Consider the following 22,491-nt stretch of genomic DNA (forward strand, 5'->3'; position numbering starts at 1 on the left):
TAACGCCTTATGTTTTCTATAAAAGGGTTGCGATCATAACTGCTTTTATTGTGTGTTTTCTATTTTCTGCCTCTTCGAAAACCCTCGACATGGGTCCTTCGATAACCTCACGGGTAACTTCATTTCCCTTTACGGCCGGAAGGCAGTGTAAGAAAATGGTATCAGGTCTCCCGGTTGCATCCATGAGTGTCTGGTTTACCTGATAGGGTTTCAAAAGTGCTATTCTTTCTTTGAGCTTTTCTTCTTCGCCCATAGATGCCCATACATCAGTATATATAGCATCAGCTTCTTTAACGGCCTCTTCAGGATTATCACTGACGGTGATTTTTGCACCTGTTGCTTTCGCAAGTTCTCTGCACTTTGAAATCAGGTCTTCCGATGGCCATAATTCCCTGGGGCCACAGGCAACGTAATGCAAACCCATTTTTGCCGAACCAATCATAAGTGAGTTTGCAACATTGTTCCTGGAATCCCCCATGTAAACAAGCTTTCTTCCCCTTAGTGTTCCAAAGTGCTCTTCAATTGTCATGAAATCAGCGAGGATTTGTGTGGGATGGTATAGGTCTGTTAAACCGTTATATACAGGAATCCCTGACCAATTCGCGAGCGTTTCCGCGGTTTCTTGCTTAAACCCTCTGAATGCAATAGCATCAAACATTCTACCAAGAACTCTCGCGGTATCTTCAAGATCTTCTTTGACTCCAAGATGAATGTCGTCTTTCGAGAGGAACACGGGATGTCCTCCTTCTTCACCGAAAGCTGTTTCAAAAGCTGTTCTTGTTCTTGTAGACCTTTTTTCGAAAATTATTGCGAGAGTTTTTCCTGAAAACCTGTGAGTAACGACGCCTGTTCTCTTCTCAGCTTTAACCTGTTTTGCAATATCGATCAGAAATCTTATTTCGTCCGTGGTAAAATCTAAAAGTGTGAGAAAGCTTTTACCCTTGAGATTTACAGCCATAACTGTGCCTCCTTTGGTTTGGGATATTTACTTCAATAATACCCGAGAGTTTGAAATCTTTCAAACGCCATATACGCCAAAGAAAGTAACATAGAGGCTTGAATTGCTCTTTGAGAGGGATTATCTGGTTCTTGTAATGGATTTGTCAGCTTTAATTTCAAGACGCCGGTTCAACTTACGTTAAACTATACAAAAGAGTCAGGGTGTGAAAAATGGAAATACCACAGAAAAGATTTCCGGAGGTGTATTATGTTTCGAGAATTCGTCGAAAATAGCATAATTGAATCATTAAAGAGATTAGGAATTGAAAACATCCCTTCTTTTAAAATAGAAATTCCCGACGAAAAATTCGGTGACTACGCAACAAATATTGCTTTTATGCTTACCAAAGAAATAAAGAGACCCCCCCGTGAAATTGCCAGTGAACTTTCTCTTGAACTGGAAAAGGAGTCTTATATAAGGAGTGCAACAGTTGCTGGGCCGGGCTTTGTGAACATTTCACTGACAGAAGACGCCTATTTACAGGCTTTGAAAGATTTGCTGGAGATGCGATATTTCTGGAAAACAAGCCCTAAAACAAGTGTGCAGTTTGAGTTTGGAAGTGCAAACCCCACCGGTCCCTTTACAATCGGCCATGGAAGGCAGCTGGTTTTCGGAGATGTCCTATGCAGGATTTTCTCTGCAAGAGGGTATAGGGTACAAAGAGAAATGTACATAAACGATGCGGGACGCCAGATACGCCTGCTCGGGCATTCGCTCTGGGTCAGATACAACCAGCTTTTCGGAAAAGAGATTTCTCTTCCTGAAGATGGCTATCAGGGTGAATATCTTGTGGATATGGCGAAGGAAGTTCAAAAGGAGTACGGCGATAAATTCCTGGGTCTTTGGGATGCAAATGTTCAAGAGTTTTTTTCAAATTTCGCTCTGAACAAGATGCTTCAAAGCATGAAAGAAACTCTTGATAAGCTGGGCGTTAATTTTGATAATTACTTCAGTGAAAAAAGCCTTGTGGATGATGGAACGGTTGATACAATTCTTGATAATTTCAGGGAAAAAGGTTTGCTTTACGAAAAAGATGGTGCTTTATGGTTCAGGGTTTCAAATTTTGTCGATGATAACGATAAAGTAGTGCTTCGTTCCGATGGCACGCATACTTACTTTCTCACAGATATCGCTTATCACTTTAACAAGCATAAGAGAGGTTACGATCGTGTATACGATATTTGGGGCTCCGATCATATGGGGCATATTCCCAGAATGAAAGCAGCGTTAATGGCATTAGGAATTTCTGAAGATTTTCTTGAAGTCATTATACATCAGTATGTGAATATCAAGAAAGGCGATGAGATTGTCAAGATGTCCACCAGGAAAGGGACGTTTTCTACCCTTGATGAACTTGTGGAAGCCGCCGGTGTTGATGCCACAAGATATTTCTTTGCCATGTTTGATCCGGACACGCACATGCTTTTTGATCTCGATTTAGCGAAGAAAAAAAGCAATGAAAACCCGGTATTTTACGTTCAATACGCTCATGCAAGAATAAGCAGCATTTTCAGAACGGCAAAGGAAAGAAATTTCGATGCAGGTGAATTGCCCGGTGAATATCATTTTGAGCCAGAGGAAAAAAAGCTTATAAAAACCGTTCTGGAATTTCCTTTTGTTCTGGATTCAATAACAGAAGACTATAAAGTCAATAGATTGACCAATTACCTTGAAAGCTTAGCATCTACATTTCATGTTTTTTACAATAAACACCTGGTGGTTGATTCTCAAAACCCTCACAGGTCAACACTTAGGCTTAAACTCTGCGAAATCACAAAGAATGCTATTGCCGACGGGCTTCAACTTCTCGGTGTAAGTGCACCAGAATCAATGTGATGTCATTATGTCAAGGATTTTCACCATCGAAAAGCTTGTTGCTGGGGGATTTTCTTTAGCAAGAACTCGGGAAGGAAAGATCGCATTCATCACCGGCGGATATTCCGGTGAAGTTGTTGAAGCCGTGCAAGTCACACGCAAAAAAGACTTCGAGCTCTGGAAGCCTCTCAAGATACTGAAAAAAAGCCCATATAGAAGGAAAAAGCTCTGTGGAACTTTCCCCCAGTGCGGCGGCTGTGATTGGCAGGATTTAGAGTATAGCCAGCAGCTGGAATGGAAAGCGAGAATAATTCAGGAGCAATTCAAGCGAATCGCAAAAATCGATATCCCCCTTCCCGAACTTGTCCCTTCAAAGGAGACACATTACAGAAACAAGATGGAATACGTGGCCTTTAACTCAAAAAATGGCATCAAGTTGGGATTCAAGGAAAAAGCTTCATCCAAAGCAACAGAACCCGAAAACTGTGTTATCGGCGATAGATCCTTTGAAAGCCTGAGGATAAAAATCCAGCACCTGCTAAATGACTTCAAGATCAAGGCATACGATCCCCTAAAAGGCACAGGAAGTTTGAAGCACCTTGTACTCAGGAGAAGTTCTGCTGGAGAAATCATGGCGATTCTCGTGGGGAAAAAAGCCGATTTCCCACAACTAAATTCCCTTGCGGTTCTTTTCAAAGAAAATCTCCCTCTGATTGATTCTCTTGTTTATGTACACAACAGCATTGACAGCGTGAATTTAAGGGGTCCATATAAGGTGCTATACGGCGAAGGCATCTTGACTGAAGAAATCGATGGGGTTTTGTATCAGGTGCCGCCTACATCATTTTTTCAGGTAAATGGCTTTATTACTCGTGAGATATTACATTACATAGCATCCATATTAAACTCCGAAAATTCCGGAAGCCTTCTTGACCTTTTTGCCGGTGTAGGATTTTTCAGCTTGTATTTCGGGAATACCTTTGAAAGCGTTACCGCAGTTGAAAGCTCAGGTGTATCCATTAAAGCTTTAGAATCTAACGCAAGGATAAACCGGATAAACAATATAGAAATTGTAAAAGAGGATGCAATGAATTACGTTCGAAACACCAGAGACAATCAACAATATGAGGTTGTCATCCTTGATCCACCGCGAACCGGAATGGGAAAGGCAGTAACTTTTTTAAGAAGATTTAAGCCAAAGCTGATAACATACGTGTCATGCAATCCATCAACACTTGCGCGAGATGCGGGTTATTTAAAGGAAACAGGTTTTGACATTATCAGTATAAAGGCTTTCGATATGTTTCCGCAAACTCATCATGTTGAAACGGTAGTATTGATGTCAAGGATGGATAAATAGCGGGGCTGAAAAGGCGATAGAATAAGGGTTTACAGACATTAGGCTTTTTGCAGACTACTCTGCCGGAAGTGACAATATTTGGGGACCCTTATTTTGCTGTTTAAGGGAATATGTCTATAACCCTGAAAATTTGTAGTTGAGTTAACGAGTTAGATAACAGCTATTTTTTGAGTTTGTAGTGTGTCTCAAAAATCAGCTGCAACCAATAATATCAGCCGCCTTTCTGAGAGGTCGGCTGTTCAAGATATTGAACATAACACTAAGGTTGTATGCCAAAATGAATAAGCCTTATATTATCAACCGAGTCGCGAATTTCGAGAATGAAGCCAAGTCCAACATTCTGTAAAATCTTGATCATACCAACCTACTAAATAATCTTTACAATATCGCTTTTTGTAAGTTCTTGTGGCGATATTTATTTGAAAAGTCCATTTTTTCGTGACACTTATAATGCATATAATGATAATCGCCTTTATCTTTATGATATGTTATTAGTTCTTCAAATCTTTTGTTTCGTATGTAAAAAGCGATATAATGTTTTTGGTGTATTTCAATACCATCACACTTTCCTTTCGTGAATTATACAGTCTTCGCGAAACCTTCTTACAGTGTGAAGCTTCATTTTTATCGGAAGATGATAATAGCCAGTAATGAATGATGATATAGGAAGAGATTACCGTTAAATGGATAATAGGGGGGAGAAAAAATGAAGCGAGCAGTGCTGATAGCAATAGGGGTGTTAATGCTCATATCTTGTATTACGGCTGAAGAACCAGCGACACCTGCGATAGAAACGCTTCTTGATTCTAGCGAAAAGTCAGCATATATTGCACCAAATCTATGGAAGTATCAAACCGATGAAGCAATTAAGATTTTAAAAGAAGAGAAATTTAATACGTTATATCTGAATGTAGGAGCTCTTGAGAGTGAAGATGGAGAAACCCTAAGCCTTAGTGTGAGAAATGATGAAGAATCAATTAGTAAGATCCAAAAAATTATCGATAATGGATTTACTATTCATTTATGGCTAAATCTTTCCGATTATAGCAAAACAACAGCCGAGGCAATAAAGCACAATATTGAAGAAAAAATAGAGAATGCTATGAATGATTATATTCAATCACTTAAGGACAATGGATTAAAAAACAAGGTATATATTCACCTGAATTTTGAGGAAAACGAATATGCACAAAAGGCAATGATAGAAGCATTAAAATATTTGAAGAAAAATGGATTTAAAGTTTCAGTTTCAGTAGTGAGTAGTTGGCCAAAAAAAATCTTGAAAGAACTAAACGCAGCAGATACTATTACAGTGCAGTTTTATAACAGTAAAGCATTATCTTCAGAAGCTTATGCAAAATTCATAGAAGATGGGTTGAAAAAACTAGGACTTTACATTGACAAAAATAAATTAGTATTGGTTTTCCCATATTATCCTGAAACTGCATATCATCATACATCCGTGGAAAATTTAGAAATAGTAGCAAATATATTAATGAGTGAGATATCAGAGATGCGTTTATACAAAGGCTTATGCGTTTATGCATTTAGTGAAGTTTTGTCAACAAAAGCTGGAGAAAAATACTTAAATTATATAGGCGGAAACAACGAGAAATATCCAGATTCATATGAAGAATACAGGAAATTAATAAGTGAATTTAACAGATTGTATGAAAGTGAAGTAAATAGAGCACCAACACTATCTATATCGGACCAGAGTGTGAATGAAGGTGAAACATTAACGCTCAATCTATTAGACTACGCAAGTGATCCAGATGGAGACACATTGAGCTTTACCCTCACTGGTGTAGGAGAAATAACAGATGCGATATACACCTTCAGTCCTGATTACGATACCTTGGGGACATATAATGTGGAGATAGAAGTAAGTGACGGTAATGGCGGTGTAGCGATAGATAGCTTTATCGTTACGGTGAATAATGTTGTTGCCATTCAATTTGCAAAAGCTCTCGGTGGCTCTGATGAAGATGTTGCATTTAGTATAATACAAACAAGAGATGGAGGCTATGTTGTTGCTGGATATACAAAATCGAATGATGGAGATGTAAGCGGAAATCATGGAGGTTTTGATTACTGGGTAGTGAAGTTAGACGGCACAGGAGCCACCCAGTGGCAAAGATGCCTTGGTGGCTCCAGTTATGATTATGCAATAAGTATAATACAAACAAACGATGGAGGCTATGTTGTTGCTGGATGGACAGCATCGAATGATGGAGATGTAAGCGGAAATCATGGATATTATGATTACTGGGTGGTGAAGTTAAACAACACGGGAGCCATCCAGTGGCAAAAATGCCTTGGTGGTTCTTATAATGATTGGGCAAAAAGTGTTTATCAAACAAACGATGGAGGCTATGTTGTTGCTGGAATTACATATTCTAGTGATGGAGATGTAAGCGGGAATCATGGATATAGTGATTACTGGGTAGTGAAGTTAGACAGCACTGGGAACATCCAGTGGCAAAAGTGCCTTGGTGGTTCTTATAATGATTGGGCAGAAAGTATAATTCAAACAAGCGATGGAGGCTATGTTGTTGCTGGATTTACAGAATCGAATGATGGAGATGTAACCGGGAATCATGGAGAACGTGATTACTGGGTAGTGAAGTTAGACGGCACAGGGGACATCCAGTGGCAAAGATGCCTTGGTGGCTCTGGTGATGATTATGCATGGAGTATAATACAAACAAGAGATGGAGGCTATGTTGTTGCTGGAATTACATATTCTAATGATGGAGATGTAAGCGGGAATCATGGATATTATGATTACTGGGTGGTGAAGTTAAACAACACGGGAGCCATCCAGTGGCAAAAATGCCTTGGTGGCTCCAGTTATGATTATGCAATAAGTATAATACAAACAAACGATGGAGGCTATGTTGTTGCTGGATGGACAGCATCGAATGATGGAGATGTAAGCGGAAATCATGGATATTATGATTACTGGGTGGTGAAGTTAAACAACACGGGAGCCATCCAGTGGCAAAAATGCCTTGGTGGTTCCAGTTATGATTTTGTATACAGCATAATTCAAACAAACGATGGAGGCTATGTTGTTGCTGGATATACAGATTCTAATGATGGAGATGTAAGTGGAAATCATGGAGGTTTGGATTACTGGGTAGTGAAGTTAGACAGCACAGGAGCCATCCAGTGGCAAAAATGCTTCGGTGGTTCTAATAATGATTATGCATATAGTATTTATCAAACAAGCGATGGAGGCTATGTTGTTGCTGGATATACAGATTCTAATGATGGAGAAGTAAGTGGAAATCATGGAGATGCTGATTACTGGGTAGTGAAGTTTAAATAAGGCAAGAAATTTTCAGATGAAAACATTTAAGTTAAAGCCACCTCAACGAGTATGAGGTGGCTTTGTTTAATAACCAGCTTTTGAAATTCATTTCGCTGCCCTGTGGCCCTTTTAAGATTTCTGATTATCGTAGAAGAAATGAAAACCGGGCAGAAATAAAGGCATTTTCTGCTTCGTTTGTTCTTAAAGAATAGCATGATTATTCCAGCAAAACATGGTGATATGTATCTCAAAAACAGGGATAGATTCCAATATTTTAAGTGCTTAATAATCTTTACAATATCGCTTTTTGCAAGCTCTTGTAGCACCATTTCTTTGGGAAGCCTATTTTTTTCGTGACACCCTATTAGCTATGACATAGATTAATAAAGGCTGGAAGTACTTAATCCTGTATTATTAGGGGATGCCAATAAAGATTTGGAGATAAGCCCTATATTGTCATACTTCAATTAGATCACCTTTCTTTAGCCTTAATTCTTAATTTTTCTTTATCAGAATCTAAATTTAGAACATGCATTTTCCTATGACAATTAGGGCATAGAGCTACAGTATTTTCAATTGTATCGCTTCCTCCTTCTGAAATCCAATCTATATGATGGCACTCTAAATAAGGTTTACCTTCCTTATTAGAGAAGGGTGCTCTTTGTCCACATAGTTGGCATTTGCCGTTAGCTCTACGTTTGGCATACTCAGCTACAAATGCATCTCTTACAAAAACATTGCTTATAACCTTACGACTGCTTGCTTTAACTCTTTCATTTTGCTCTGCTCGCTTTTTCAACTCAATTAGTGATAATTTTTCAGCTGTCTTTTCCCTTTCCTTAATGTACTTATTGAATGAATCTTCAGGGATAGCCTGAGAACCTGTTTTCAATTTCAAAGGAAACATCCATACTTTTCTCGGTACCCCATCTGCACCTTTTTGTATTTCTTGATAAGGTTTGTCAGCTAAAGATACAACGCCACGATATATGTATTCAGTCGGTACTAACACTTCAAACAAATGAACTTCTACACCATTTGTATCGGACTGAGCTAGAGTCTTATTTTGGCTAAAAAATATATCTTGATCTCCGTTTTTACCCATACCTGTATAATGCAGGATATCACCAAACCACTTATCTTCGTACAGGCCTTTTGTATGATCCGATATGATTACTAATGAATTAGTTGCTTTAGACCGGCGCATTCCACCCATGTTCCCACATTTAAACTCAGACATAATTTCCGAATTTGTCACTGGCTGTCCAATTTTAAATTTACAAAAACTCATATTATCCTTCCACCACCTTTTTAGCTAATGAAATATCAGCTGGCAAAAGCGCGTAATTTGCTAAATCATTTATTTTAACCCACTTGTGCTTATCTTAAACAGATTACCTGACCGCCATCAATCATAGCGTGGAGATTGTCGCATTATTCAGAAATCGATGGTGTTTATGAGCGAACAGAGCTCTTTATGCATCAGCCCATTTGAAAAAAGCATCTTTTCGGTTTCCCAAGGCGTTATTTCTTTACCGGACCAATCGGTTACTTTTCCCCCGGCCTCTTTGACTATTATGTAAGCAGCGGCAATGTCCCAGATATTAAGCCTGTATCCAATAAAGGCTTCGGAATATCCAGCCGCCACAAAGGCACTTTGCAAAGCGGCTGTTCCCAGTACTCTTGGCCTTCTAACATTTTCATGCAGCAAATTTAGCAATTCCATTGAGCTCAATGTTGAAGTCCCAATTGTAATAATGCTTTCTTTAAGATTGTTTCTTCTGGAAACCATTATCTTTGAATCATTCAAAAAAGCGCCATCGTTGTGAAAAGCGCTGAATAGCTCATCAGTTTTTGGTGAATAAATTAGCCCGAAAACAGGGTTTGAATTTTCATAATATGCTAGCGAAATACAGTACAATGGCAATCCATGAGCAAAATTAGCAGTGCCGTCTATCGGGTCGATTATCCATGTCGCACTTGATGGCTTTACCTTTGAAAGTCCTTTTTCCTCAGCCAGAATGGTATCTGAAGGGTACTTCTCAATAATAGCCCTGACAAACTCCTCCTGAATTTCCAGATCGAATTGTGTCACCAGATCGAGCTCATTGGTTTTATAGCTAATAATCCTTTCTGCTTTTTCAAGGCGTTTCAATTCACTTCCAATATTCTTTACCAACTGCATTGCAAAATCGAATCTTTTTCTTGGCATGGATTCACCTCCTTTTATGATGATACCACCTTTTATATACTGTTCCAGATTTTGTTTGAAAGCCGAACTGTGATAAAATTTTTTAGAAAGCAGCTGCGCAATAAAAAGGGGGGAAAGATATGAAGCAAGGGCTTCTTCTTATTTTTGTTGTTATTTTACTTCTGAACCTGTGTTTTGCCTGGGAACCTTTGTTTAACGCTCCAATGTTATTACGGTTTGAGGATGGAAGTTGGAAAGCAACAGAAAGCAATTTGAAGGAAATTCTGCAAACATCGCCCTTTTCTAGTATTAAAAATTACGCAATAAGTCTGAACACGGAAGAGACAAATGCATTTCCCGGCAACTCTGACTTGTACAGGCTACACATATTGGACTATAACAACATCTATTATCCATTGCTTGTGGACAAAAATGGAAACATCATTAAAGATCAAGAAATGCTTTTAACTATTTTTGCCGCACTTACAGAAACTCGATTTTTAGAAGATGATGTAATTAGCTACTACAAGAACATAAATACCATAGCAGATTCACTCAGCAGTAAACTTCGATTCTTTACCTTGAAGGACAGAAAGAGACTGGCTTCTGAGGCTCTTGAGTTTCTGAACCGATTGGGAAAACAGGAATATGATATAGACCGTTTTTTAGAAAAGGCTCTGGAAAATAAAACACCCTATTATGAGCTCGCTCTTTACGACACAGCGAATGTGCTGAAAAGTGAACTCACAAAAATGAGTGAGCTTTCAATCGAATATTATAATCGGTACAAAAAATACCCTTCTGACAGCATTCTTGCGTTCAATAGCGCCAGATGGCTTTATAGCGCAAACAGCGAAATTAACAATATATACAATAGGTTCCCGTCCCTTTCTAAAAATGATCTTGAAAAATCGCTTATAGAACTTTACAGAGAATTTATTTCCCGGAAAAAAGTCCAGAGTAATGACCAGCTCGTTGAAGAACCTTCTGGAATGCTTGAGATGTTCAAGACGTCTTTTGAAGTGGGAGCTCTCGCAAAAATGAACAAGCTGCTTGGAAGGGAACTTCCAGAAGTCATTCCCGAAAAACTTCCTCCTTTTATCACTGTGCCAGTTGCTGGCTCTGTTATTACAATCCCTCCTTCTTCAAAAGTGACGATAAACTGGCACTATACGCTTCCATACAGGGTACAGCCGCTGTTTTATATTAGCTATGGCAAAGCAGGTGAAGGTGCGCAGTCAATTTCCACAAAGTCAAATACATTAACACTACAAACCGCTCCTTTTTCCAAGTATATAATCACTCTCAGAACCCAGGAAAGAGCTTTACCTTACGAGATAAGCTTTTCAACGCTTTTAGGGGAGCTTCCAGCTCCTGAAGTTTCTGCCGAAATAAAAGTTTTCAAAGAAGCTGGCAAGAACGTTATGATAAGTTGGACTCCACCGATTGAGGGACGTGCTTTTGAATATAGGGTTGTAATAAGGGAAACGGAGTTTGAGTACTTCACGAGTACTGAAAATATATCGCTGGATCTTGAGGAATTCAAAAGATACACCCTTGAAATAACCCCTGTGAAAATTGACGGTTTTACTATCCCCCAAAATTTACGAAAAACCGCTGTGACGAAAGTCGAAGTTCTCCCGGAATATCCCGTTTCCTCCACAACGCCTGAAAAGGCCAAAAGGGGTGAATTTAAGTTCACATGGGAAACCAAGAATTCTCAAAACGTTGATCACTATGTCTTCTTGATTTTCAAGGATCCCGATGGTAAAGAAAAATTGGTAGAGGAAAAAACAGAAGTCAACGAATTCCCCTTTAATCTCGAACCTCACAAGAATTATTACTGGACAGTGGATATTGTTTATAAGAATGGAGAAAAAATCAGCAATATTGACAGCGAAAACCAGAGGATTCTCTGGTCTTTGGAAGTGACAAACGCAAAGCCTTCAATCAAAATCTTTCCAATGAAAGGAACTATACTCGCTACAAGAACCATTTTCCCCATAGAATTGTCTGTCTATGATGATGATGGCGATAGGCTCACGGTAGGTTATGAAAAATCTTTGGATGGTTCTTTTGAAAAACCTGTTATTGGTGATAAAAGGAACATAAGTGGGCAGGGCACGTTGACCTTTGATGTTCAGGTTGCAGAAGCAGAAAGCTTTTTTGTGCGTGGTTTTGTTTCAGATGGCTATGAAAAAGTTTTTTCGAATCCCGTGAGTTTATCGATGCAATACCAATGGGAAGCTGAACCTGACGGTATCACGACAGATTCGACAGCCGTTAGGCTTTCCTGGCAGTTGAAGGAGCCGAGTTTTCCCATTGAAAAATACAGGATACTCCTATCGTGGGAAATCCAAAAAGAAATTGTCAGTGAAGGAAGAGTAGATGTAAGAACAGAAACGAAGCTTTATGAAAGCGACAAAAATTCTCTTACCGTTGAACTCAAACCCCATACGCTTTACACCTGGCAGGTGACATCGATCCTTAAAGACGGTAGTGAAGGCCCACATAGCAGTCCTTTGACATTCCGTACTCCAAATAGCAAACCCTTCGCCCAGTTGTTCTTGAACGATAATCCTTTTGTAGAAAATGCTGTAGTCAATATTGATGAAGATGTTATCTCCTGGAAAATTGGAGATCCTGATGGCGATAAAGTAAATGTTTCCTACGAGCTTCTTGATGAAAATGGAGTACTTTTCAAAGCCTCACCTGTTGTCAACAAAATAGAGCTTTCAAAGATCCCAAAGATCTATGGAAACAAAAACTATACACTAAGGCTTATCTTGAATGATGGAATAGATCCAGAATTTGGTAGTGGAGAATTCACCATAGAAAAACGCTTCAGAACAAACAACCGGGTTCCTCGTGTCTCGATATCTAAACCCGATGATGTTCAGGACCCTGATCAGGTGCTTTTTACTGTCCTCGCATCAGATCCTGACTCTGATGAACTTACAGTACACATAAAAATTGATAATATTCCCATCGGCGATAAACCCATAGACCATAAGGCCAGCGAAACTATAAATCTTTATGAGCTTCTGCAAGAAAAATCAGACGAAATAAGGTCTCACCTCTGGAATACTGAAAAAATATATATTAAAAACGGTACCTTGCTTTTGAAGGGACATACTGAATACAATCTGGAAGTAACAATTTTCGATGCTTATGGCGGAAAAGATACTGCTGTTACTATACTGTCAGTAAATAACAGAAATCCCCAAAAGCCCAAAATTCTTGTGCCTGAGAATGACTCAATCCACGAACTGGATAAAGAAATGCAGTGGCATTCGGAAGATTACGACGGCGATGAAATGTGGTATGAGATAATCGTGAGAGATGCCGAAACAGGTGAAACTATTGTCTCCACGTCCACTACATCAAATAGCTGGGCAATGGACAGAGTTCTCATAGGCAACAAAAGGTATTTGGTAAAAGTTATTGCCCGTGATCCCTATGGCGGTAAAAGTGAAAGTGATTGGATAAGTTTCTATGCCCCAAATAGAACACCAGAAATAACATCGTTCCGTGTTTCACCAATCGGTCATGAAACTCTTGATGCCAGTATATCATGGTCAGCAATGGATCTTGACAATGAAAGGGTTAGCACAGCCTTGACAATAAAAAATAAAGCAGGCAAGATAGTTTACTCCGATGGTAATCTGTCATCAACTGGAAGCAAAATAATCTCATTACCTGGATATGGCAGTTATAGTGCGATTCTAAAAGCCACAGATGAAAACAAGGGAGTAACGGAAGCATCAACCACTTTTGTGATTCCGAATCGAAGCCCTGAACCTTCAAATCCTTCAACACCCGTAGAATTATGGTTCGAAAAAGAAGATGGAAAATACACTCTATACGCTTCAACCACTTTTATAGATCCTGACATGGATTATCTGAATTTAAGAGTCACTCTTTTCAAAATATCTACACAGGGAGGCGAAATCAAAACCGCTTATGAAAAATTAAGCGGTCCGAGCACTTTAACGGAGCTAATTGTATTCAAAGGGCTTGATGGACACACTAAATATCGCCTGTTTCTTGAAGTTCATGACCAACCCCTGGAACTGGAAGTTTCAAGTAAGTCTCTTGAAATCCCCATTAATTTTGAAACACCAAATGTCGCTCCTTTGATAACTCTCCTTGAACCAATTGCATCTGCTGAAGGTGTTGCCTACAAACCTGCGTTATTTAAATGGGACTCATTTGATTATGAAGGCGATAAAATCCATTTCACTTTAGAGATAACAGAAAAGGAAACAGGAGAAACCACCCTTTTAGCTACGGATGAATTCTCAGCCAAAGTCAAATTAAAACCTCATACAACTTACCTCTGGGATATAAAAGCCAACGACGATTTTGGCGGAACATTTCAGAGCGATGTCAGGGAATTTACAACGCTTAATAACCCTCCAATGATAATTGTAGATAAGCCAGAATTCAAACCTGAAAAGGTATATCCCATTTTCAAAGTTCATGCAACCGATGTAGATGGAGACAAAGTAGATCTTCTAGTATCTATTAAAGATGCCAGTACATTAGAAACAGTATTTGCCACCACAACAATAACAGAAAGCATATTTGAGGCAATTTCAGGAGATTTCACCGGAAACCATGGATATATAGCAGAATTCACTGCTATTGAAAAAGAGACTCCTCCGGAATTGAGAAAGTCATATTCCAAGACTATTTCTTTCATTACACCAAATCGCTCTCCCAAGATCGATGAATTGCGCATCAATGGAAAAAATGCGGTTGATTCCCTTGTTGTAAACAAAAAGGGAATAAGGCTCAGCTGGAAAGCTACGGATCCGGACGGTGAACAGTTGAGTTATAAAATAACCCTTATTCTGATAGACGGAAAGAATGAAATCAAGTTAGCAGAGATCAATAATCAAAGGAAGAACTACTACCACTTTGACAAAGCACTAAAAGGTCATGCGAAATATAAGCTTATTCTTGAGGCTTTAGATGAACACGGTGGTGTAGCAACTAAAACCGTATTCTTCGAAACGGAAAACACGCCTCCTGAAATCCTTTCGATAGTTTCTCCAAAAGAAACGCGCGAACCAACACAAACAGTGTTCTCATGGTCTGCATATGATGATGATGAAGACTTGCTGAGTTATGTGCTTTCGATTTGGAGCGAAGATGGTAGTTATAGTAGAACGATAGAAATCAAAAAGGGCGTTACCAGCCACCGCGTTGCTGAAGGGTTGCCCGGGCACAAAAAATATCAATGGAACGTAACCGCTTATGATAATCACGGAGGTATAGCGATCTCTGACCCTGTGTCTTTTGAAACGGCAAATAACCCACCAAAGGTCGTCCCATTCTTCCCTGAAAATGGTGCACAGGGTCTTCCAGACACAATAGAGTTTCATTGGAAAGCTTTTGATGAAGACCACGATGAATTGTCTTATGTTTTCCACCTGCTGAAAGCCGGGGAAACCGTCTATACAATTAATACAGGCGAAAGCACTTCAGTGCAAATCCCCCGATTAAAAGGGAATACTGAATACTGCTGGTATATTGAAGCAAGCGACGGACACACCGATCAACCGGTAACCAGTCAACGTTACTATTTCAGGGTCAACAACCACATTCCTCTGATACGCTTGATAATTCCAGAAGAACCCATAGATCCGGATTTTGCAGTCATTAACTGGTCTGCCTTTGATCTTGATGGTGATACACTTTTAGGAAAATTGAGAATTCTTAACACCGATGGCACCGATGCAGTTGAGCCAATTATGCTGGACACCAAGGCATCTTCAACCGTTTATATCGAAGGCCTTATCGGCAATAAAAATTACATCGCATCGATATTCGTCGAGGATTGGCATGGTGGTGCGGCAACCGATACAAGAAGCTTTCAGACTTCAAACCGCGCTCCCTATATTCCCGAACCAGCCTCGCCAGGTAACTTCGCAGTTATAGATACGGATTTCAGAAATTTCTTCTGGAGTTCTGACGATCCCGATGGTGATGTTCTGTCTCATGATATCTTCCTGGAATGCTTAACAGGCGATGATGTGCTGGAAATTTTCGACACTACTGCAAACAAATTCAAAATAAGCTTCTTAAGGCCATATTCCATTTATCGCTGGAAAATCACAGTTCGCGATAACCACGGCGGAGTAACAGAGGGCCCCTACTGGTATTTCATAACAAATCCTTCTGCAGATAAGGGATTTGAACCTTATTTCACAAGTATGGTAGCCCAGAAAGTTTTCAAAGAAATGCTTATCTTCGCCGGTACTCTAAAGGGAGAGCTGTTAATCTTCAATGGCGGTAAGCAAATAGATCGTGAAAAGCTCTCGAAATATTCCATTGTGGAATTATCAGCACCAAAATATTCAGATCTTTTAAAACCCGAAGAAGTAAATCACATAAAAAACGCGGTTGGAAGGTTTTTCTCGACAGATACCTGGCCTTTGATTCTTGCGAAAGATGAAAAGGGTAATTCTTACAAAATTGTTGTTACCGATACAAAAGAGTTATCACTCGGAAAGAACATTTTTATCTTCCCAGTGCAATAAAAATGAAATTTCTATGGTAAAACCACACCAGGAGAACTGGTGTGGTTTTTATGAGAAAATCGGCGATTATTTTAAGGAGGTGCTATTTTGTTCAAGAATTTCAAAGAACTCATCGACAGGATTCGCGATCTGGGAAAAGTAAAAAGGGTCGTACTTGTCGGCTCGGAAGATATTGAAGGCATAAAAGCCCTAAAAAAGGCTAAATCCGAAGGAATTGCCGATGCGATTCTTGTTGGAGACAGGGAAAAAACCATGGAAATTCAGAAACAACTGGGAACCGAATTCCCCGTTATAGATGCTGGAAACCCTGCTGAAGCCTCCGAAAAAGGAGTCAAGCTTATTTCCAGTGGCGAAGCAGATATTTTGATGAAAGGTTTAGTAAAAACGGCTGTTCTTTTAAAAGCTGTGCTTAATAAAGAGTGGGGGTTAAGAAACGGGAAATTGCTGAGTCATATTGCGGCAATGGATATCCCTACAATGGATAAACTGGTTTTTGTATCCGATGGCGGGATGGTTATAAAACCTGATCTTCAGCAAAAAGCTGCAATAATAGAAAATGCGGTGAACTTCATGCATCAACTTGGTTATGAAAAACCCCGGGTTGCCCTCATTACAGCAGTGGAGGTAGTGAACCCTGATATGCCTGAAACAATTGATGCAGCGGTATTAGCTAAAATGGCAGAGAGAAAGCAACTGCCTTCATGTTATCTTGATGGTCCTTTGGGTATAGATAACGCTTTGAATGAATACGCCGCAAAGGTAAAAAAAGTTTCAGGTGAAGTTGCCGGGAAAGCTGATCTTCTTATTGTCCCTGATATTCACTCAGGAAATTTCCTTGGAAAATCTGCTGTGTATCTCGCTGGTGGAACTATCGCTGGCTTGATTTTAGGTGCGAGTGCCCCCATAGTCATTGTATCCAGAGCCGACACCGAGAATTCAAAACTCGCTTCAATTGCCCTTTCAGTACTTGGAAGTACTAATTAAAAAATTGATTTGAGGTGGTCATTTTGAAAGTTTTTCTTGATGATAAAGAGTTCAGTTTTAACAAACCAATCAGCGTAAAAAGATTGCTGGAGAGTTTGAATCTGAATCCCGAATCGCATATAGTTCTTGTAAACGGTGCAATAAAAACACCGGATTCAAAAATTTCTGAAGATGCCAATGTCAGGATTGTGAGAGCAGTCTCTGGAGGCTGAGCTCTTCGAGAAAATCCTTTAAGAATTCTTCCTGGATTTCCGTACCGGGTTCGATATCCGGCTTATTGTCACCGTGATAATCGCTTCCACCTGTTACCAGCAGGTGAAATTTTTTTGCGATTGCCAGCAATTTCTCCTGCTCTTCATCGCTGTATGCTTTATAAAAGACCTCGATGCCTTGAAGGCCCGCATCAACGAGTTCTCCCACCTTTCTTTCAAGCGATCCATACTCAAGGTTCAAAGAAAGGGGATGGGCAAGAACTGCAATGCCTCCAGCCTTTTTGATATGAAATATCACTTCTTCTGGTTCATGCTTGTTTTTACTCACATAGGCTATTTTTCCTTTTCCTATATACATTTCAAAGGCATCTTGAATGCTCTTAACGTAACCTTTTCTCAAAAGAGCTCTTGATATATGAGGCCGCCCTATCACTGTGCCGCCAGATTCGTTAATGACTTCTTCCATGTTTATATCCAACCCAAGCTCGTTAAGCTTTCTAATGATGAGCACATTGCGTTTATTTCTGTGTTCAACAAGCTTATTGAGAAATTCATTCAAATCTTCCATATCGCAATCAATATTGTAACCGAGTATATCCATTGTTCCACCTGAAAACTTACAGCTGATTTCAACACCCGGGATATAGTTAAGCCCATTCTTCATGGCAAGATTTATGGCTTCCTTCTGTGCTTTCAGGTTGTCATGGTCTGTGATCGAAAAGAGCCTTATGTTTTTCCCTTTCATGATATTAAGAATTTCATCAACGCTTTTAGTGCCATCAGAATATGTGGAATGTACATGCAAATCGATTAACATGCCAATTACACCTTCTATCTGGTAAAATCTATAATGGATGATACCATTTATAACGGAGGGATTTCAATCAGGCTACCATTAAAAACCGGAACCATATTGAAGAAACAATATGAAATTGTTACAAGCCTCGGCTTTGGAGGTTTCGGTATAACTTATCTTGCGCTCGATAAAGCAAACGACAATCGCGAAGTTGCTATAAAGGAACTCTTCCCAAAAAACTCAGTCCGGGAGGGGAATTGCGTCGTATTCTCAGAAGATGCCGAAAAGAGCTTTAGCCGTATATCAGAATTCATTGATGAAGCAAAGATGATGACCTCGGTAAAAAATGAAAGAATCGTAGAGGTCCTTGATTATTTCACTGAAAACGGAACTGCTTATTATGTTATGGAATTCATCGACGGAAAGACATTAAGGGATTTTATTAAAAAGCACGGGCCTCTGGATTCAAAACAGGCTATTCATCTGATTAAAGAAATTGCCCTCGGGCTGAAAGCGATTCATGATAGGGGCATTTTGCACGGGGATTTGAAACCTTCAAATGTAATGATGAACAACAAAGGGATAAAAATCATGGATTTTGGAGCAGCAAGCCTTAAAAATACCATTTACGCTACAAAACACGGAAAGGTTATCTCATGGGGCTATTCAGCTCCTGAGCGCTTTACAAATAGCACCATTATTACTCCACAATCGGATATCTATTCTCTGGGATGCATCCTCTTTTTCATGGTTAGCGGGGAAGATCCAATTCCAGCACTGGAAAGAAGAAAAGGAACACGATTGTCGATCCCGCCAGTGAAGTTTAAGTTAAGAAGGATAATAAAAAAAGCAATGGCGTTGGAGCCTTTCCAGCGCTACCCAACTGTTGATAACTTCTTGAAAGCATTAGACTCATTTATTTAGCGTTCCTGTACTAATTTGCGCAATCTGTCCAGAATCTGCTTGATTTCATCCTGTTTTATTCTCTCAAGCGCTTTTGAATAAAATTTTTCTGCTGTTTTCTTCGCCCTTTCCATTTCCATGTATCTTAAAATATTGGGTCGATTCTGTATTTCATCTTTACCAGGTGTTTTGCCAAGTATTTCGGATTTTCCATATTTGTCCTTTATGTCATCAAATATCTGGAATGCCATGCCAAAATCTATTCCCGCTTTCTCCATTTCAACAGCTTCCGTCTGCTTTCCGGCGCAAATAAAGGGCGATGAAAAACAAAAGCCAAAGAATGCTGCAGTTTTTAAATAGTGAATCCTCTCAACTTCTTCAACGCTCTTTACTCTGGTATTGATATCTAAGAATTCGCCTTCAATCACTTTCAAGCTCGTGTCATGCCAGAGCCTTAACAGGTTCAATTTAATTTCGGCAGATAGAGGAAGGGTCAGGATTATCTTCCCGGGATATAGCATCAAATAATCCGCAACCAGCATTGCAGGGCCATCTCCGCACAATCTGTGCAATGAGGGCTTCCCTCTTCTAAAATTATCGTTATCAAGCGATGGCAAATCATCTTGAATGAGGCTCCCGCTGTGGAACAACTCCACTGCAAGCCCTAATTCCAAATATACCTCTTCTGGAATTTCAAGAATGTTCGAAAACAAGTAAATAATGTAGGGTCGCAACCTTTTCCCACCGCTGCGTGGTGTATAACCAACCAGATCACCCAGTGCTTGCTTTAAGGTAATGGACCTTAGTCTTCTTTCAAGATATTCATCGAAGGTAATTCTAAATTCCTCCAGTAAAAGTGGGGGCATTATTCGTCTTCTGTTCCTTTCTTTTTTTCCAGATATTTTTTTATATCTTCAATGTTTATACTGTTTAGAAACCTTTTAAACTCTTCTTCTGACTGTTCTTTCTCTTCCGGTCCCGTTTCAGAATAGTCCGTGGGGATTTTACTAAGATCGATGGCGCTGCTTTCAAACACCTCTTCTTCAACAAACACCGGAAAACCGTATTTAACAGCCAGAACAAGGCAATCTGATGGCCTTGCATCTATTTCTTTTTCTTCACCGCTCGCATCTGATATATAAAGGGTGGCGTAGTATATGTTGTCTTTAACGGAATGGATTACCGCTTTTTGAAAAACAGCTTTTGCAGCTTTTATTGTATTGATGAAAAGATCATATGTAAGCGGTCGAGGATATTCTTTGCCACTTACCGCCAGAGCCAGTGATTCAGCTTCAAAAGGGCCTATCCATATCCCGAGGCCTCTGTTCAAATTGTCCACTTCCAGTATCACAACTGGAGAATTCGCTTGATCAAGGGCAAGTCCCCTCAATTTCACTTTAAGCATGATATCACCCCTAAACCGTTTCCCGGAGTTCCGTAAGAGCTTTTGCAATCAACGTATGAAGATACTTTTCGAGGTCCTCTTCAGATTCAAATTCATCGGGATCTACCGGGTCCATAACTTTCAATTTCACCTTTGCCGGTTTCACCAAAAGTTTCCCTTTTACCATTATATCCTTTGTGCCGTCCAATGCGACAGGTATGATAGGTACTTTCATTCTATATGGTATAGCAAGGCTACCCTTTTTGAAACTCTTCAATTTTCCATCAGTACTTCGAGTTCCCTCGGGAAATAACATTATCGTCCCACCATTTTTTAGAACTCTAATAATATTACGAATTACCCCGGCAGTTTGCAATTTGTTTCCACGTTCGATAAAGACCCCGTCTAACCTCTTTACAAACTGCGCTACTGCAGGGATTTTTGCAATTTCAGCCTTGGCAATAAAGGATATTCCGCCACTAACATAACCAGCTATAAGGGGAATATCAAAAGTGCTCTGGTGATTTGAAATAATAACCATTGGCCCTTTTTGCGGAACTTTATCTCTGCCATATGCTTTAACCCGTGCACCAATTACCCTGAAAGCATTCCTCCCAAACCTCGCAACTTCTCTTTCAACAAATTTCCTCCCTTTTTCTTTGCTTGCTATCTTTTCGATAATCCAGCCAGCTAACAAAACGAAGGAACCGTAAATAATCACATAGCAAACAAAAGCTATAAAAAGCCATAATGTTAACAATATGTAGGGAATTTCAGTTATCCATTTCAAGGCTCTCAACCTTTATCACCTGCCCGAGCTTTATTCTGTAAAGCTTTGTTTCGTCAATGGCTTCAGAAATCAATTGAGAAAAATCAATATCTTTTTCTGCTCGCAAAATATCCACCACTCTTGCCTTGGTCGCAGGCTCTTTTGGTACAAAAACTGTACAACAATCTTCATAAGGTCTTGTGGAGATTTCAAAGCTTCCTATCTTTTTCGCCATTTCAACGGTATCTATTTTATCAAATCCTACCAAAGGCCTTAAAACCAGTTTATCGGTAGCGCTTGATATCGCTATCATGTTCTCAAGTGTCTGGCTTGCTACTTGACCGACATTCTCACCGGTAACTATCGCTTTATAGCCCTCTCTTTCAGCGATTTCAGTAGCAATTTTCATCATAGCCCTTCTCTGAATTATTAAACTGTATCGTTCCTGTACAGAACGATGTATTGAAAGTTGGGTCTTCGTAAAAGCTACATTATAAAGCAAAAGCTCTCTGCCTCCATTATACATTGACAATAATCGAGCAAGGTCAATGACCTTTTCAAGTGCTTTCTCGCCTGTATAAGGAGGGCTCGCAAAGTGAATTGCGTGAAGGTCTATTCCTCTTTTCAGCATATACCAACCCGCAACGGGGCTATCTATCCCCCCGGATAATAGAAGCAATCCCTTTCCGCTGACACCAACCGGCATTCCCCCGGATCCTTGAAATTTGTTGCTGAATAGCAATGTGCCGCGATTTCTTATCTCAACGCCAATTGTGAATTCCGGATTATGGACGTCCACATGAAGTTCAGGAAAGCGTTCTAAAACCTTTTCACCAAGAAAAGCGCTCAATTGCATGCTTCGTAAAGGAAATTTTTTATAGGCTCGCTTTGTTTCAACCTTGAAGCTTCTTTTACCTTTATTCACCTCAGTTTCTGCAAGTTCAAGACAGGTTGATAGAATATCATCAAGCTCAAAACCTACCAATGTTCCAATGCTATAATTTTGCACACCAAAGGTTTTGTCGAGAACTCTTTTTACATCTTCAAGCACATAGTTGCCCGTTTCTATATAAACCCTGCTTCCTGTTGTTCGCGTTCTAACTCCTGGAAGCTGATTACGTATATTCCGTTCAAGAGCTAGTTCAAAATATTTTCTGTTTCTTCCCTTTAAGCCTATTTCGCCATACCTGATAATAGCTAATTTCATAGAAAT

The 22,491-nt window shown here is 39.6% G+C and carries 15 protein-coding genes; 7 read left to right on the forward strand and 8 right to left on the reverse strand.

Annotated features, from left to right (window positions below; genetic code table 11):
* Positions 1 to 16: 16 nt before the first annotated feature.
* Positions 17 to 958, reverse strand: a complete 942-nt coding sequence (gene argF / locus AT15_RS03540; protein ID WP_068346419.1) for an ornithine carbamoyltransferase — start codon at positions 956 to 958, stop codon at positions 17 to 19.
* Between the two features lie 249 nt (positions 959 to 1,207).
* Between argF and argS the strand changes: the two genes are divergently transcribed.
* The 3 genes from argS (at position 1,208) to AT15_RS03555 (ending at position 7,509) form a co-directional block, all read left to right on the forward strand.
* On the forward strand, positions 1,208 to 2,836 hold the full coding sequence (gene argS, locus AT15_RS03545) for an arginine--tRNA ligase (RefSeq protein WP_068346422.1): 1,629 nt from the start codon (positions 1,208 to 1,210) through the stop codon (positions 2,834 to 2,836).
* Between the two features lie 7 nt (positions 2,837 to 2,843).
* Positions 2,844 to 4,175: a 23S rRNA (uracil(1939)-C(5))-methyltransferase RlmD gene (rlmD, locus tag AT15_RS03550; RefSeq protein WP_068346424.1), complete on the forward strand. Its 1,332-nt coding sequence runs from the start codon at positions 2,844 to 2,846 to the stop codon at positions 4,173 to 4,175.
* 706 nt (positions 4,176 to 4,881) lie between these two features.
* Positions 4,882 to 7,509 carry an Ig-like domain-containing protein gene (locus AT15_RS03555; RefSeq protein WP_068346426.1) on the forward strand — a complete coding sequence of 876 codons (2,628 nt, stop codon included), beginning with the start codon at positions 4,882 to 4,884 and terminating at the stop codon, positions 7,507 to 7,509.
* Positions 7,510 to 7,963: 454 nt separating this feature from the next.
* On the opposite strand, the gene AT15_RS03560 is transcribed toward AT15_RS03555, so the two are convergent.
* Together AT15_RS03560 and AT15_RS03565 are read right to left on the reverse strand one after the other, a co-directional pair.
* On the reverse strand, positions 7,964 to 8,782 hold the full coding sequence (locus AT15_RS03560; protein WP_068346428.1) for an HNH endonuclease: 819 nt from the start codon (positions 8,780 to 8,782) through the stop codon (positions 7,964 to 7,966).
* 147 nt (positions 8,783 to 8,929) lie between these two features.
* Positions 8,930 to 9,703 (reverse strand): inositol monophosphatase family protein, encoded by a 774-nt coding sequence (locus AT15_RS03565; protein ID WP_068346430.1) that lies wholly within the window; start codon positions 9,701 to 9,703, stop codon positions 8,930 to 8,932.
* 119 nt (positions 9,704 to 9,822) lie between these two features.
* On the opposite strand from AT15_RS03565, the gene AT15_RS03570 reads away from it, so the two are divergent.
* The 3 genes from AT15_RS03570 (at position 9,823) to thiS (ending at position 17,426) form a co-directional block, all read left to right on the forward strand.
* The gene (locus AT15_RS03570; protein WP_068346433.1) at positions 9,823 to 16,230 is read left to right on the forward strand and encodes a hypothetical protein; all 6,408 of its coding nucleotides are present in this window, start codon (positions 9,823 to 9,825) and stop codon (positions 16,228 to 16,230) included.
* A gap of 87 nt (positions 16,231 to 16,317) precedes the next feature.
* Positions 16,318 to 17,214 carry a bifunctional enoyl-CoA hydratase/phosphate acetyltransferase gene (locus tag AT15_RS03575; protein ID WP_068346435.1) on the forward strand — a complete coding sequence of 299 codons (897 nt, stop codon included), beginning with the start codon at positions 16,318 to 16,320 and terminating at the stop codon, positions 17,212 to 17,214.
* A 23-nt stretch (positions 17,215 to 17,237) separates the two neighbouring features.
* Positions 17,238 to 17,426, forward strand: a complete 189-nt coding sequence (gene thiS, locus AT15_RS03580) for a sulfur carrier protein ThiS (protein WP_068346437.1) — start codon at positions 17,238 to 17,240, stop codon at positions 17,424 to 17,426.
* On the opposite strand, the gene AT15_RS03585 is transcribed toward thiS, so the two are convergent.
* A complete protein-coding gene (locus AT15_RS03585) occupies positions 17,395 to 18,243 on the reverse strand; it encodes a PHP domain-containing protein (RefSeq protein ID WP_068346439.1) in 849 nt (282 codons plus the stop codon). The two genes, thiS and AT15_RS03585, sit on opposite strands and share 32 nt — an antisense overlap.
* Positions 18,244 to 18,276: 33 nt before the next feature.
* Here AT15_RS03585 and AT15_RS03590 point away from each other — a divergent pair, with 33 nt between their 5' ends.
* The gene (locus AT15_RS03590) at positions 18,277 to 19,146 is read left to right on the forward strand and encodes a serine/threonine-protein kinase (protein WP_068346442.1); all 870 of its coding nucleotides are present in this window, start codon (positions 18,277 to 18,279) and stop codon (positions 19,144 to 19,146) included.
* On the opposite strand, the gene AT15_RS03595 is transcribed toward AT15_RS03590, so the two are convergent.
* From AT15_RS03595 to thiI, 4 genes are read right to left on the reverse strand one after another with little or no spacing between them, the layout of a single operon-like run.
* Positions 19,143 to 19,991: a polyprenyl synthetase family protein gene (locus tag AT15_RS03595; RefSeq protein WP_068346444.1), complete on the reverse strand. Its 849-nt coding sequence runs from the start codon at positions 19,989 to 19,991 to the stop codon at positions 19,143 to 19,145. The genes AT15_RS03590 and AT15_RS03595 overlap by 4 nt on opposite strands.
* The gene (locus AT15_RS03600) at positions 19,991 to 20,530 is read right to left on the reverse strand and encodes a bifunctional nuclease family protein (protein WP_068346446.1); all 540 of its coding nucleotides are present in this window, start codon (positions 20,528 to 20,530) and stop codon (positions 19,991 to 19,993) included. Before AT15_RS03600 ends, AT15_RS03595 begins: the two co-directional genes overlap by 1 nt.
* 10 nt (positions 20,531 to 20,540) lie before the next feature.
* Positions 20,541 to 21,308 carry a lysophospholipid acyltransferase family protein gene (locus tag AT15_RS03605; protein WP_084251437.1) on the reverse strand — a complete coding sequence of 256 codons (768 nt, stop codon included), beginning with the start codon at positions 21,306 to 21,308 and terminating at the stop codon, positions 20,541 to 20,543.
* Positions 21,283 to 22,485: a tRNA uracil 4-sulfurtransferase ThiI gene (gene thiI, locus AT15_RS03610; RefSeq protein WP_068346448.1), complete on the reverse strand. Its 1,203-nt coding sequence runs from the start codon at positions 22,483 to 22,485 to the stop codon at positions 21,283 to 21,285. The genes AT15_RS03605 and thiI overlap by 26 nt, the downstream gene beginning before the upstream one ends.
* Positions 22,486 to 22,491 lie beyond the last annotated feature (6 nt).

Source organism: Kosmotoga arenicorallina S304, assembly GCF_001636545.1.
In the GTDB taxonomy this organism is placed as follows: domain Bacteria; phylum Thermotogota; class Thermotogae; order Petrotogales; family Kosmotogaceae; genus Kosmotoga_B; species Kosmotoga_B arenicorallina.